Origin of the sequence: Segetibacter koreensis DSM 18137 (assembly GCF_000374045.1) — a bacterium.
Taxonomy (GTDB): Bacteria; Bacteroidota; Bacteroidia; order Chitinophagales; family Chitinophagaceae; genus Segetibacter; species Segetibacter koreensis.
The window spans coordinates 275,446-290,087 of sequence record NZ_KB893314.1; the positions used below are offsets into that span (position 1 = coordinate 275,446).

A 14,642-nucleotide genomic window follows, 5' to 3' on the forward strand; every position below is an offset into this window, starting at 1 on the left:
TTATCTTTTAAAGCTATTCAGTACAAACATAAAATTGATTATTGCACAGTAGATTATGTTTGTGGCTTACTATTTGCGCAAAATCAAAAATTACTTTTTTTGCTATGAAATATATTTTTTACTTATTATTTATTTTATCTTCCTATCATTCCTATTCGCAATCCGTTACTCGCGGACCTTACCTTAACGTTGCTACAGAAAACAGCATTATTATACGCTGGAAAACTAATACAGCAACTGACAGCAAGGTCAGTTTTGGCACAACAGCAGGCAAACTGGACCGATCTATAATTGTCGACTCACTTACCAGCGAACACATTGTACAACTTTCAGGACTTGCAACTAACACTAAATATTATTATTCCATTGGCTCTACCAGTCAAACCCTGCAGGGTGATACAGATAATTATTTTAAAACTGCACCTGCTGTTGGCAGTAATCAAAAGGTGAGAATATTAGCAATGGGTGATATGGGCAATAATTCAACTAATCAAAAAAGTGTAAGAGATGCTTATATCAGTTATAATAAAAACAGCCTCACAGATATTTGGATGCTGCTAGGGGATAACGCTTATGAAAAGGGCACCGAAAGTAATTACAATACCAACTTTTTTGGTGTGTATCAGCAAAAAATTAGTAAAAATCACGTTTTATGGCCTGCCCCCGGCAATCACGATTATGCTGATAATGCTTCGCGGCAAGCTGATCATAATATTGCTTATTATAATGTATTTTCTTTGCCTGCTAATGCAGAAGCAGGTGGCGTTGCATCAAATACAGAAGCATATTATTCTTACAATTATGCTAATATACATTTTGTCTCATTAGACTCGTACGGATGGGAAAGCGGCAGCACCAGGTTGTATGATACTCTCGGTGCACAGGTAAAATGGTTGAAGCAGGATCTAGCAGCAAATACACAACCTTGGACTGTTGTATATTTTCATCATCCCCCATTTACCAAAGGTTCACACGATTCTGATGCGGAGCCTGAACTTATAAAGATGAGGCAAAACCTGGTGAGAATTTTAGAACGTTTTAAAGTAGACCTCGTTTTAAATGGGCACAGCCATAGCTATGAAAGAAGCTATTTATTAAATGGCTTTTACGGCTCGTCAGCTACATTTAACGAGTCGACTGATGCATTAAATAGTGCAAGCGGCAAGTATGATGGAACTAATAATTCATGTCTTTATATAAAAAATCTCACTGAAGCGCGTAATGGAATTGTATACGCAGTTGTAGGATCATCAGGAAAACTGGACGAATCTTCACCTGGCTATCCTCATAAAGCAATGAGCTATTCAAACATTACTGTTGGTGGTGCTCTTGTTATAGAAATAGAAAACAACCGGCTTGATGCAAAATGGATAGGCAGCGATGGTGTTGTACATGATAACTTTACTATGATGAAGCAGGTAAATAAAGTCACCGATACAACCGCTTTGACAGCATCTGGTATAACTTTAACTGCATCATGGATTGGAAGTTATAAATGGTCAACCGGCGAGACAACACGTTCCATCACCATTAGCCCCTCGGCAAATACTGTTTATACTGTAAAAGACAATCTTAACTGTTTAGCTGATAAATTTAATATTACTGTTCCTTATCAAAATTTCAAATTAAAAGCCACTCCCAATCCGGCTTCAACAGAGTTTGTTTTAAAAATCGAAAGCCCTGAAACTTCTAACGTAAATATACTTGTAACTGATATACATGGAAGAAAAGTGCACCACGGAATAGGTACTGTTTCTCAGAATTATACTTTTGGAAGAAATTTTTTATCAGGCGTATATATAGTACATGTGAGCCAAGGCAAAAATGTGCAGACGCTTAAAGTCGTTAAAAACAATTTAGAATGAAAATTTTTCATTAAAGCTTCTAGTGAGAAGTGTCAATATAAAATGCCAGTTATTACCAGCACGGAGTTGACCAGCAGTAGCAGTACCTGAGGTAATACTTATAAATATCTTTTTTACTACCTGATAATAATTTTTTATTCCAATTACTTGTATTTTTTTCTTACAATAAATTATTAGATGTAAATTGAAATAAGTTACAAGTTGGAAGATTATAAAGCAATAAAAATTTTTAATCAGCAAAGTATTTTTAAATTAATTTACATGGTAAAGTGGTTGTTTATTGTTTAAAATTGTATTAATAAAATGTTGAGCAGTTTTAAGCCTCCGACATTGGCAGTTTAAAAAAGTGGAAAATAGCAAAAATGAGTAATTATAAGTATTGTAAAGTGCAAATCCAGATTTCGTAAAATGCAAACTTTGGTTATATTTGCTTATTCCTGCCAGTAAAACTGATATTCTGTAAAAGCCTGTGCTTATAGTTTTACGTCTATTAATCCTAATGTTCGTTTATGTAAATCCCTTAGTGTTTACTGTAAGTCCAAAATTATAAAAGACCGGTTCAATATTTCAACTGATAGAAATATAATTATTAATAATTAAACAACAGATACAGTGAATAAAATTTACTTCTCGCCTTACAGGCAAAAATTATCACGACTTATTGTAAAACTTGGCCTTTTAGTATTTATTTTATTGTCTCAACATGCTGCAGTTTCAGCGCAATCACCTGACACTTCAGGTAAAAGCAACGCCTCACTGTTTATTGAAAACCTTGATAAGTTTCCATCAAACGAGCGTTTTGTGTTTTCAAGAGTTCAAAACCCTTTTAGCAGAGATAGTGTAAACGGTACCAACTACAATGCAAATCACGATTCATTAACGGTGAGAATTCATAATAATGGTATTAATAAGCTTGTTATTACTAATCTCGTTTTATCAAATGATACTGCCTGGCAATTGGTTAAATTGAAAGGCGCTAACTATGTTGCTGACTCTTCATTGCCGCTTACTATAACTTCAGGAAGTTTTGCAGACCTGACAGTAAAGTTTATAGCAGTAGATGCAGGTACGAGGGTAAAAATTTTACGCGATACCCTCACCGTAATTTCAAATGATGACAAATTTCCTTCTAAACTTGTTTATTTAAATGGTCTATGGCAAAGATGGGGGGAATCGAATAATGAGCCTCATGCGCAGGAAATTATTAATGCTTTTGGCTTTACATCCAAAACCGGCTTCACACACACAGATCCTGATTTTGGCGACAGCACCAAACTAAAAGGCGATGAAATAAAACCGTCCTTTTTTGTACGGGCTGATACCACCAGGCCAGTTATGGTAAGGCAAATAGCGGCTTATCACTCATGTTGCACCTTTACTGAAAAAATCATGTGGTATGTCAAGGGATCTGATAGCTTGAAAACAATTTTTACTCATATTGGCAGAGATGCCCAATCGCTGCTTCCAAGAAAAGCTACACCAAACACACCTGCAAGCGGCAATATAAGTCCCACTACTCCTTTTGGTTTTAAGGTCGGTTCAAAAGACAATACTGACGCCAGTAAAAATCCTAAAGGAAAAATAGGCTTTCGTATTTGGAAGGCGTATGATGCCAATAGAAACATCATTCCTAATTCATACATTGTTTCCAATGACTATTTAGGCACTGAGGTTACTAATTATGACTACAATGACAATACTTATTTTATAACGAATTTAAGACCTGAAAGTGGCCCAGCTTTTTCCTCAGCTTTAAAGCCGACCCCTTCAGACATAGATTTTGGCGAGAAGATTTTACAAACAAACAGTTCTTTTAAATTAAAACTTTCAAGCCTTGGACAAATTTATCCTGATAGTTCTGCAGATCCTGCAATAAAAATCTCTTCTATTGAAATAACGGGAGAAAACAAATCTGAGTTTGCTGCAGTTATGCCATCAAAAACTACTTTAAATCCTCAGGATAGCACAACCCTAACTGTAAATTTCAAACCTGTTACTCAGGGGCTAAAGATCGCCGATTTATTGATACATTATAATAATTCCACATCACCCCTTCGTGTGCCACTCTATGGTATTGGAAGGGCGTTAGATACTATGGTTGTGGTTAATTATCGTATCAACAGCGGCTCATCATCTCCTCTGACTATTAACGGTAAAACATGGGCTGCAGATAATCAATACGCGTTTGATAATATAGAGCCTTATACAAACCCGCGTGTTCATGAAATTGCAGGAACTGATGAGGACTCTTTATATTTAATAGAACAGTCATCAAATAAAGATAAGAGACCTTTCAGGTACGAATTTCCAATTGAAAATGGAGATTATGTAGTTCGATTACACTTTGCAGATATCTATTGGGGAGCGCCCGGGTTGGGCATAAATGGAGGAGCAGGCTCAAGAATAATGAATATCGCTCTCGAAAATCAACTAAGACTGGTAAATTTTGACGTAACCCAGGAAGTGGGTGGAGGAGCAACTGCTCTTATTAAAAATTTACCTGTCACAGTTACTGATGGACACTTAAATATTGATTTTTCTGCCACTGTTAACAGACCTATGGTTATGGCTGTAGAAGTCTATAGCTTCCGTGCTTCAACTATACTGTCATCGGCACCGGTAGTACCTAATGTTGACACTTCCCGTTTACAAAACACCGGTTCAATACCAACCGTATTTCCAAATCCAATACATAAAACATTTAAAATTAAATTTCCTGCCAAATATGCAAGGAGAAACCCTACGCTGCAAATAGCAGATGAATTAGGGCATATCTACCCAATAGGCAAAGTAAAAATACCGGCCGGAGGAACAACCATAAATGTTGATGTAAACAACTTATCGTTGAAGCCGGGAATCTATTATTTAAGAATACTTCCAGAAACAGGAAATACTGATGTAATTAAGCTTGTTATTCCTTAATTTTCAAAACAATTCTTTGGATTTAATAAAAGCCGTTTAAAATTATTAAAAATAAATTTTAAACGGCTTTTTTCTATAATTGCACTTTTAATCTGGTTATTAGGTAAACCATCAAGTTTTATTCACAAGCTTTAAAACTTAATGTTTCACCTGCAACCTTTTTAGCTAAAAACGTCACTTAGTAATTAAACAACAAATACAGTGAATAAAAACTACAGTTATTTTTCAAGCATTCGACTGAAATTAATCCCTCTTAAATTTTGCTTTCTGGGATTTTTTCTGTTTTGTGCCCGGGCAACAATTTCAGCACAATCCTCTGACACGCTTTCCCCCGTTGCCGATGCCTTTGTAAGAAATGGCAGCTATGCGTCAACCAATTATGGAAGTGATACAAGCTTAATTGTAAAAAGTGCCACATCTAGCGGCTATAGTCGTTCATCTTACCTTAAATTTTCACTTAATACCCTTACTAACATAAGTTCAGCTAAGATCCGTATTTATGGTCGCAATACAGATAATACATCCAGTATTACTATTTCAGCCTATAGTATAGATAACGATTCGTGGAGCGAAAGCACAATATCATATAACAATGCTCCCGCCACCACCTCTGCGGCTTTAAGTTCTGCGGGGGTGACTGACCAGGGAAAATATTATGAATTTGATGTAACAAACTACGTAAAGGCTCAATTTGCAGGAGATAAAATTGTTAGCTTTTTAATAAAAGACGCGTCTACACAAAATAAAAATATAGTCTTTAACAGTAAAGAAAATCTAAACAATACTCCTCAACTGGTAGTTACCGGTCCGGCTCCTGATCTGGCTCTACTTCCGCTGGCCGACGCATTTGTGCGTAACGGAAGTTATGGTGGAACCAACTATGGCAGCGATACTTCTTTGATTATAAAGGGCTCTACTTCCTCTGGCTACACCCGTGCATCATACTTAAAATTTTCACTTGGTAATGCAAGTAAAGTAGGCGCGGCAAAATTGAGAATATTTGGCAGAAATGCAGATAACACTGCAAGTGTTAATATTTCCGCGTACAGTGTAGACAATGACTCCTGGACAGAAAGTACGATAACATTTAGCAACGCGCCTACTGCTTCAACGACTGCATTAAGCTCTGCAAGTGTTACTGATCAATCTCAATATTACGAGTTTGATGTAACAGATTACGTTAAAGCACAATTTGCCGGGGATAAAGTGGTCAGTTTTTTAGTAAAAGATCCTTCTAATCAAAATAAAAATCTTGTTTTCAACAGTAAAGAAAATGGTATAAATGCTCCACAGTTAGTTATTGGAGCAGATGAACCTGAAGCACCGCAGGGTAACGTGATGTTATTTGTAGAGAACCTTGACAGATTTCCCTCAAACGACCTATTCGTATTTTCCCGGGTTCAAATTCCGTGGAGCAGAGATGGCATAACTTATAATGCAAATCATGATTCATTAACTGTTAGAATTCATAATAAAGGAATTAATAATCTTGTTATAAAAGATCTCTCTTTATCAAATAATGCATGGCAATTTGTTAAGCTAAAAGGAGTTGATTATGTAGCGGGAACTTCTTTACCGATTACTATTACTTCAGGAAACTATGCAGATTTAACGGTGAAGTTTGTAGCAGCAGATGCAGGCACAAGAGTGAAAATTTTGCAAGACACTCTTACCATTACATCAAATGATGATAAGTTTCCTTCAAAAAATGTGTTTTTTAGCGGAATATGGCAGAAGCAAGGAGAATCGAATAATGAGCCTTATGCACAGGAAATAATTACTGCTTTTGGATTTAAAACCAAAACTGGATTTAGTCATACAGATCCTGATAAAGGTGATAGTACAAAACTTAAAGGAGACGAAATACTTCCCTCTTATTTTGTAACTGCAGATCCATCGTTGCCTATTACAATCAGGCAAATGGCATCATATCATGGTTGTTGTACTCAGCCTGAAAGAATAATGTGGTATTCCAAAGGTTCAGATTCTTTAATTTCTGTTTTTTCTCACATCGGCAAAGATGCCCAATCGGTTTTGCCTCGCAAGGGTACGCCTAATACTCCTGCTGAAGGGTCTATCAATCCCACAACGCCTTTTGGATTTAAAGTAGGTGGAAGGGATTATACAGATGCTAAAAAGAATCCGAGTGGAAAAATTGGTATTCGCGTATGGAAGGCTTTTGATGCAAAAGGAAACATTATGCCTAATACTTATATTATTTCTAATGATTATTTAGGCAGTCAGTATACCAATTACGACTATAATGACAATATGTACCTTGTCAAAAACATTAAACCTTTAAATGGTTCTGCCTTTTTCTCTGCTTTAGATGCAGCCCCTTCGGCCGTGGATTTTGGAGAACAAATTTTGCAAAGTCAAAATTCTCTTCAGTTAAATCTTTCAAGCCTTGGAAACACTTATCCTGATGGCTCAAAAGATCCTGCAATTACGATAGCATCAATTGCGATAGCAGGAGAAAACAAATCAGAATTTACTGCTTCAATGCCGGTAAAAACTTCTTTAGACCCACAGGAAAATACTGCCATGACCATAAATTTTAACCCAACTTCTGAAGGGTTGAAAATAGCAGATCTACTAGTATATTACAATAATTCACAATCGCCGCTACGTGTACCACTTTATGGTATAGCAAAAGCTTCAACCTCAACAGTAGTAGCAAATTATCGGGTTAACAGTGGTTCTGCAACTCCAATAACTATTAACGGCAAAACATGGAGTGCAGATAATCAGTATTCTTTCGATAATCTTGAACCATTTACTAATAGTAAATTATCAAAAATTTCCGGTACTGATGAAGACGCTTTATATCTAAAGGAACAATCATCAAACGGAGACAAGAAACCATTCAGGTATGAGTTTCCTGTTACAAATGGTGATTACGTGGTTAGATTACATTTTGCTGAAATATACTGGGGAGCGCCTGGTACGGGACTTACAGGTGGTACTGGCTCAAGAGTCATGAATGTTTCTGTTGAAAATCAATTACGATTAGTAAATTTTGATGTAACACAGGAAGTAGGCGGAGCAGCAGCGCTTGTTAAAAATCTACCTGTAACAGTTACAGATGGTAAATTAAATATTGACTTTTCTGCAACTGTAAACAGGCCAATGGTTATGGCAGTAGAGGTGTATAGCTTCCGCTCTGGTACAGCTGCAAGGCCAGCTTTATCTGCCATTTCTGATAGCAATGTAAAAAAAGTGAAAGCTTATCCAAACCCGGTTCAAAAAATGCTAATGCTTCAATTTCCGATCACATACTCTGGAAATTCTGATCTTCAAATTGTAGATGCAACAGGCAAAACGTATGAAATGGGTAAATTTAAAATACTGCCTGGAGGTTCAAATATGCAGGTAGATATCTCAAGATTATCTTTAAAACCTGGATTTTATTACTTAAAAATAGTATCTGAAACAAGACCAGTCGAAACAATTAAATTAATAGTTCCTTAGTCGTCAATAGTATTTTAAAGTACTAAGCAATGCTCCATCAGAAAAAGTAGAACTTAGTATAAAAAAAAAGCATTAGAAAATCCGCATCCAACGTCGGATTTTCTAATGCTTTTCGTTTTTACTACTTTTCTAAAAATGGCAAATAAAATAGTTAGAACTTGTCAACTATTATTATTTCAAATTTTAATTTCATTTTGGATTAATAGTTACTTCAATTATTAACGGGGATGGTTATAATTATATAGCTGCTTTTCCGAAGAAAAAGAATCTTACATAGAAAGATGTCTTAGCTGAAATTCAAAAAACCATATCTATTTCTACGCTTAATGTTCATTTTTACCAATGGCTTCACTAAATTCTTCCTCTAGCTTTAATAATACATACGGAAGACGATTGCCGACAATTCTCCAGGCCTGGTCTTTATTTTTATGCATCCTGCATTTTATATCCTTCCCTTCAACTTTAACGGCTACATCGTACCATGTGTCTTTAATGTTTATATAATCCCTGAAAAACTCGACATCGTATAACCCTACCTTTTTAATAAAATACTCTTTTATCATATTCGACAGTGTTTATTTTAGTGATGTTTGTACCAACGTCCATTACCCCGCTTCAGTAATCAAACTTTTAATTAACATCCATATAAAAATCCTATCAAAATCATTTATTATAGAGAAAGTGGAATGATAAATTTCATATTAAAAAGTACAACCATGTCTTGTTTTATAAAAGTAACAAGTACTTAATGTAGTTTGTAATACGCGGACCATTGATAGATAAATGTAAGATAAGCTTTATTACTAAAAAAGCCTAAAAGCTTTTAATAATGACATTATATAAAACCTTTTTAAAGGGCAATGAAAGTTTATATAACTAATTGAATTTATTGCAGAAATAAATTTAATTTATGAATTGCATAAGCAATGTGCCTAATATTTATGGTTTCTTTTTTAAAATAGCAGATAGTTGAACTAAATTTGAATTTTACTGACATAACCATGGGTTGTTGTGTCTACAGTTAAATAACTAATATGAAAGCAATTATATTAAAAGAAGCAGGCGGACCTGAAAACCTGGTTATAAAAGATATCCCAGTTCCTGTTCCTAAAAAAGACGAAGTGCTGGTTAAGGTAAAAGCGATAAGTGTGAATCCTGTAGATATAAAAACTCGAAAAGGCCTTTCTCTTTATAATGAATTAAAAAATGATGAACCTATTATTTTAGGTTGGGACATTGCGGGAGAAGTTGTGCAGACTGGTGAAGATGTGACTTCGTTGGAAGAAGGCGATGAAGTATTTGGAATGATAAATTTTCCCGGCCACGGCAAAGCATATGCAGAATATGTTACTGCACCTGCAAACCATTTAGCAGAAAAGCCGGATTTAATATCAACACAGGAAGCTGCTGCAGGAACATTAGCAGCGCTAACTGCATGGCAGGTACTGCTGGATGAAGCAAAATTGCAGGCAGGAGAAAAAATTTTAATACATGCGGCAGCAGGCGGAGTTGGACATTTTGCAGTACAAATTGCAAAATACCTGGGTGCATATGTGATTGGAACAGCATCAGAAGCCAACTACGATTTTGTAAAAGAACTGGGGGCCGACGATTTTGTAGATTATACTAAGGAAAAATTTGAAGACATAGTAAAAGACGCTGATGTTGTATTTGACACAGTAGGTGGAGACAATCCGCTTCGTTCTTTAGCTGTTTTAAAAGAAGGCGGAAGACTGGTTGCCATTGCAGGGGGTATAACAGACGAAGTGACCGAAATAGCAAAAAGTAAAAAAATTAAAGCATGGAGGCATCTTGTTCATTCTAACGGAGACGACATGGAGCAAATAGCGGAACTGATGGAAGCAGGTACCATTAAAGCATATATATTTAAAGAATACCCGTTTGAAGAAATAGCGGAAGCACACAGGCAAATTGAGACAGGTAAGACAAGAGGTAAAGTTATAGTTATTGTGCAATAATGTAATGACAAAGGCTTATGCCCCTACCCTACCCCTACATCAAGAAATGATTGGAAGCCGACTGACAAAAAAGATGTAAAGCAGATAGGGATTAAAGAAATTAGATAGCGATCTTATATTTTTAGTCATGCAAAGCACTACGATGAGTTCAATTACGTTTTACTTATTTAGCAGCTTTATTAGTATAATGGAGGTAGGTTTTATCGAAGTTTTACAATATCTGGTTTTATTACCTGTATTTATTCTGTTATAAATCCATATTTCTTATAAACTGCTTTACTGGCTTCACTTACCAAAAAATCCATAAAGTCCTTAGCTGCTTTGGGATGAGGTGATGACTTCATCATACCTGCAACTGAAATAGCTTCTACGTTTTCTTTTGCAGGTATTTCAATTATCTCAACAGGGTGTCCAATCATTTTTTGATAAAAAGCCTCGGTGTACCACACAGGTGCAGCATCAGATTGATTATACAAAATTCGCATTGGAGACTGTCGGTGATGTATTTGCGTTAAAAAAGTACTGCTTTCTTTTACCTTTGTTTCCATAACTGCCTTCTTCAGATCTTCACCACCAGCTTTTACATATGCTTCTTCAATTCGTTTTCCAATGCCTTCCCATGCGGGGTTAGGCATACTTACCCTCACATCACTTCTCCTTAAATCTGACAGTCCCTTTATATTTTTATTATTGCCTTTTTGAACCATAATTGCCAGCCTGTTTTTACCATAAACCTCAGTTCTGCTAAACCAATCCGGCGTTTGGTCAATCCTGCTTTTTCCTGCCGTATATACATCAGGTTTCAGGTTAATCCTGAGGTTTCCAATTGTCATAGTGACGCCTTCAATTTGTTTTGCAAGTATGCCGGGAGGGAGGGTCTCAACAAAGACTCTCTGGTAGGCAGGATAAGCTCTTTTGAACGCTGCTATTAATTCGTCTATTACCATAAACTGGTTTCCACCAAAAAATACTACCAATTGAGGATCATTAATGTCCCCAAACAAATCAGGCACATTGTCTACACCGGGAACAGTAAAATGCACACCACTTTCAGGGGGTGCATTCCATGGCGGGTCAAAGCGGTGATCTTGTGCATTTGTAAATGTCTGAAGAGCTAACGAGAGTAACAATGTGAAGAATACATTTTTCATTTTATTTTTTTTAAAGTAATATCTTTTTAACCCGTTATTATTTTTTAAAGCCTGCCTTTCTTGCGTTTGCACTCAGTTACTAGTAATATTTTTCGGTCGTTAATATGGGTTTACGAGATCGCAGTTATGTTGCTTCTTATTAAAAGCAGCATAATGGCATTAGCATTTACAATTAAGGTAAAGGATTGCTACGTGTCAAATTAAGACAATATTTATTAAAGAGGCTGCAGATTTAAAAAATTGAATAATACAACACTTTACCAAGTTCTATTCTTCTTGCATCACTTGCAATAACATCATTGCTTTCATACTTTCGTACTAAAATTGTTCAAATGACAAAACAGCCTAAGCTCATCCTGCTCGATGTGTATGGAACCCTATTGGATTTAACCGAGATACAAAAAAGAGTGAACAATTTGCTTGATAGTAAAAGAGGTTATATGTTGTGGTTCGAGCTTTTTATGGAATACTGTTTTGTAGATAATTGTACTGTACAGTTTAATGATTTTACTTCCATCGCTAAAGCTACTATGCAAATGGCGGGTCAGGCCCTTCGCAGAACTATTGATGAAGACGATATGAATAATATACTGGAACTTTTAAAACATCTTCCTTTACACGAAGGTGTTCAGGAAGGACTATCGCATTTACATCAGCAGGGCTTCCGAATTGCAGCCCTTACTAACTCGCCAGAACAAACCGTAAGAGAACGAATGGAACGGACGGGCTTAATTTCTTACTTTGAAATGGTGTTAAGTGCAGAGCATGTAAAAAAATACAAACCCTGCATTGAAGTATATGAATGGGCTGCCAAAAAACTAAAAATAAGTCTTAACGAGGTATTGTTGGTATCAGCGCATGGATGGGATATTGCCGGGGCTTCCAATGCCGGAATGCAGACTGCTTATATTAAACAAAGCAATCAAATGCTTTATCCCTTGGCTCCGCGACCCAACTTTACCTGCACTACCATTACTGACCTTGCATGTCAAATTGAAGCCATAAGATAACGTCATGACCGAGTTAAATGAAGGTAAAATATTTGTTATTGGCGCTGCTGTCGGCTTTCTTTCGGGTCTTTTAGGAAAGGGTGGAAGTGCAATTACTACACCTTCTCTTCAAATATTTGCCGGTGTCACTCCATTTGCTGCACTTGCTTCTCCCCTTCCGGCAACACTTCCTACTACACTTTCTGCCTCTTTTGCATACAGGGGTAAAAATCTAATAAATGGAAAAGTCACTCTAATTAGTATTTTACTCGGCATTCCTGCTACCATTATAGGTTCTTACTTCAGCAATCTAATAAAAGGAAGTGTGCTAATGATATTAACCGCCCTCTTTGTTTTATCACTTGGAATTTCCTTTTTCATTACAACCTCTGCAGAGTTACAAGTCTCAAAAGACATTGTCCCTTTATGGAAAATAATTATAGTCGCTGTCACAGTGGGCTTACTTTCCGGACTGCTGGCTAATAGTGGCGGTGTTTTATTTGGCCCGTTGTTTATCAGGTTTTTGAAAATGCCTACTAAAAAAGCACTTGCCTGTAGCTTAATTGTTTCTGCAGGATTAGCTGTTCCCGGTACCCTTGCTCATTGGTATTTTGGCCATATTGACTGGATGATTGTTTTGCTTCTTTCCCTCGGCTCGATTCCTTTTTCTTATATTGGAGCCAAAGTTGCGCTACGAATGAATAATATAATGTTGGAAAAAATATTTGCTGTTATGCTGGTACTATTTGGAGGTTTCGACGTTTTTTTCACTATTACCCATTGGAAATAAAAATACCAAAGAATAAAAAAACACGAGGAAACTATCGTTACGTTAACTATTAAAAAACTTTCCCACTTTTTATTTTCCAGCCAGCCGGCTTCTTTCCGGGGTTTTATTTTTATGAATTAACCGGCTCAGTGCCTACTTTCCCATTTTCCTATGTAGATGTTCTGAAACTTTCTTACTTAACAGGAAACAATTAGTTCATCTTGGCTTAACAATTTGGTAACATAAGATGATCACTTTTGCATTTGAAAAATGTAAAAGAAATAAGTTTATGAAGAAACTACTAACTGTAGTTGTTGTACAGATCCTATTGATAAACCTGGTTACCGGACAAGAAAAATTGACAACCGATACTGCTTTTAAACCAAGTGGAAAATTATGGGGTTATACTTTTGGTGATTTTTATTATAAAGCCCACACGGACAACCTGAATCGGGGTGGGGCAAATCAATATACAGGAGTTGAAAAAGGAAGAAATGCTTTTCAGTTGAGACGGGCTTACTTAGGATATAACTATGATATTCATCCAAGATTTTCTGCTGAATTGTTATTAGCTGCGGAAGATAATATTGCTAACCAAAATGGTAACATAAACGGGGATTTGACAAGTAATGGCAAGCTTACTTTTTATATTAAATACGCCAATATCCGTTATAAAAATATCTGGAAGGGAACAGACTTAGTAGTAGGCCAACTTGCTACCCCTGCTTTTTCATTTATTTCAGAACCAATTTGGGGTTATCGTTCTATAGAGCGGACAATAGCAGATATACGTCGTACCCCTTCTTTTGATTTAGGAGCCTCCTTACAGGGAAAATTTGACCCTGAAAAGGGCAACTATGGTTATAACCTTATGGTAGGCAATGGTACAAGTGCAAGACCGGAAAATGATAAATTTAAATGGTTTTATGGAGACGTATATGCAAAGTTTTTAGATAAAAAATTGGTTTTTGATCTATACGCAGATTACCAGCGATTAAACTGGACGTCAACATTTCACCATTCAAGAAACATGGTTAAAGGATTTGCAGGTTATACTACCCCTTCATTTACCTTTGGTGTAGAAGCTTTTGTCAATCATGGTCAGCAAGATGTAGTTGGTAATAAAGAAAGCTCAAAAGATACGATAAGTGCCAATGCTACAGGTATCTCCCTTTTTGCCCGGGGGTCGATTATCAAAGAAAAACTCGGTTATTTTGCACGCTTTGACAGCTACAACCCAGACACTAAATATAACGATTTCAATTACGTTACATACAGTGGGCTCACCTCTACTTACGAACCCAATAACAGGGAAAAATTTATTACAGCAGGATTAGATTTTACACCTATTAAAAATGTACATTTTATGCCAAATATCTGGTATAACCGTTATAAAGGTGCACAAAGTAGTTTAACAGGTCCTGCTGCACATGATCATGATCTTGTTTATAGAATTACCTTCTATTATGTATACGGAAGATAAAAGATCCTAAAAA

At 36.2% G+C, this 14,642-nt stretch carries 9 protein-coding genes; 7 read left to right on the forward strand and 2 right to left on the reverse strand.

Going from position 1 to position 14,642, the window contains the following annotated elements:
- Positions 1-104: 104 nt before the first annotated feature.
- The 3 genes from B154_RS0101295 (at position 105) to B154_RS0101310 (ending at position 8,258) form a co-directional block, all read left to right on the forward strand.
- On the forward strand, positions 105-1,865 hold the full coding sequence (locus B154_RS0101295; RefSeq protein ID WP_018611212.1) for a metallophosphoesterase: 1,761 nt from the start codon (positions 105-107) through the stop codon (positions 1,863-1,865).
- 612 nt (positions 1,866-2,477) lie between these two features.
- Positions 2,478-4,787 carry a malectin domain-containing carbohydrate-binding protein gene (locus B154_RS0101305; protein ID WP_018611216.1) on the forward strand — a complete coding sequence of 770 codons (2,310 nt, stop codon included), beginning with the start codon at positions 2,478-2,480 and terminating at the stop codon, positions 4,785-4,787.
- Positions 4,788-4,988: 201 nt separating this feature from the next.
- The gene (locus B154_RS0101310) at positions 4,989-8,258 is read left to right on the forward strand and encodes a CBM96 family carbohydrate-binding protein (RefSeq protein ID WP_018611218.1); all 3,270 of its coding nucleotides are present in this window, start codon (positions 4,989-4,991) and stop codon (positions 8,256-8,258) included.
- Between the two features lie 323 nt (positions 8,259-8,581).
- Here B154_RS0101310 and B154_RS0101315 read toward each other — a convergent pair whose 3' ends face one another.
- A complete protein-coding gene (locus tag B154_RS0101315; RefSeq protein ID WP_018611220.1) occupies positions 8,582-8,821 on the reverse strand; it encodes a hypothetical protein in 240 nt (79 codons plus the stop codon).
- A 471-nt stretch (positions 8,822-9,292) separates the two neighbouring features.
- On the opposite strand from B154_RS0101315, the gene B154_RS0101320 reads away from it, so the two are divergent.
- On the forward strand, positions 9,293-10,237 hold the full coding sequence (locus B154_RS0101320) for an NADP-dependent oxidoreductase (RefSeq protein WP_018611221.1): 945 nt from the start codon (positions 9,293-9,295) through the stop codon (positions 10,235-10,237).
- Positions 10,238-10,476: 239 nt separating this feature from the next.
- On the opposite strand, the gene B154_RS0101325 is transcribed toward B154_RS0101320, so the two are convergent.
- Positions 10,477-11,388: a molybdate ABC transporter substrate-binding protein gene (locus tag B154_RS0101325; protein WP_026259886.1), complete on the reverse strand. Its 912-nt coding sequence runs from the start codon at positions 11,386-11,388 to the stop codon at positions 10,477-10,479.
- Between the two features lie 332 nt (positions 11,389-11,720).
- Here B154_RS0101325 and B154_RS0101330 point away from each other — a divergent pair, with 332 nt between their 5' ends.
- The 3 genes from B154_RS0101330 to B154_RS0101340 all read left to right on the forward strand — a co-directional run bounded on the left by B154_RS0101330 (position 11,721) and on the right by B154_RS0101340 (position 14,629).
- Positions 11,721-12,398, forward strand: a complete 678-nt coding sequence (locus tag B154_RS0101330) for a haloacid dehalogenase type II (protein ID WP_018611225.1) — start codon at positions 11,721-11,723, stop codon at positions 12,396-12,398.
- A gap of 4 nt (positions 12,399-12,402) precedes the next feature.
- A complete protein-coding gene (locus tag B154_RS0101335; protein WP_018611226.1) occupies positions 12,403-13,167 on the forward strand; it encodes a sulfite exporter TauE/SafE family protein in 765 nt (254 codons plus the stop codon).
- A gap of 268 nt (positions 13,168-13,435) precedes the next feature.
- Complete coding sequence (locus tag B154_RS0101340) at positions 13,436-14,629, forward strand: hypothetical protein (RefSeq protein ID WP_157580345.1); 1,194 nt, start codon at positions 13,436-13,438, stop codon at positions 14,627-14,629.
- The last annotated feature ends 13 nt before the right edge of the window (positions 14,630-14,642 follow it).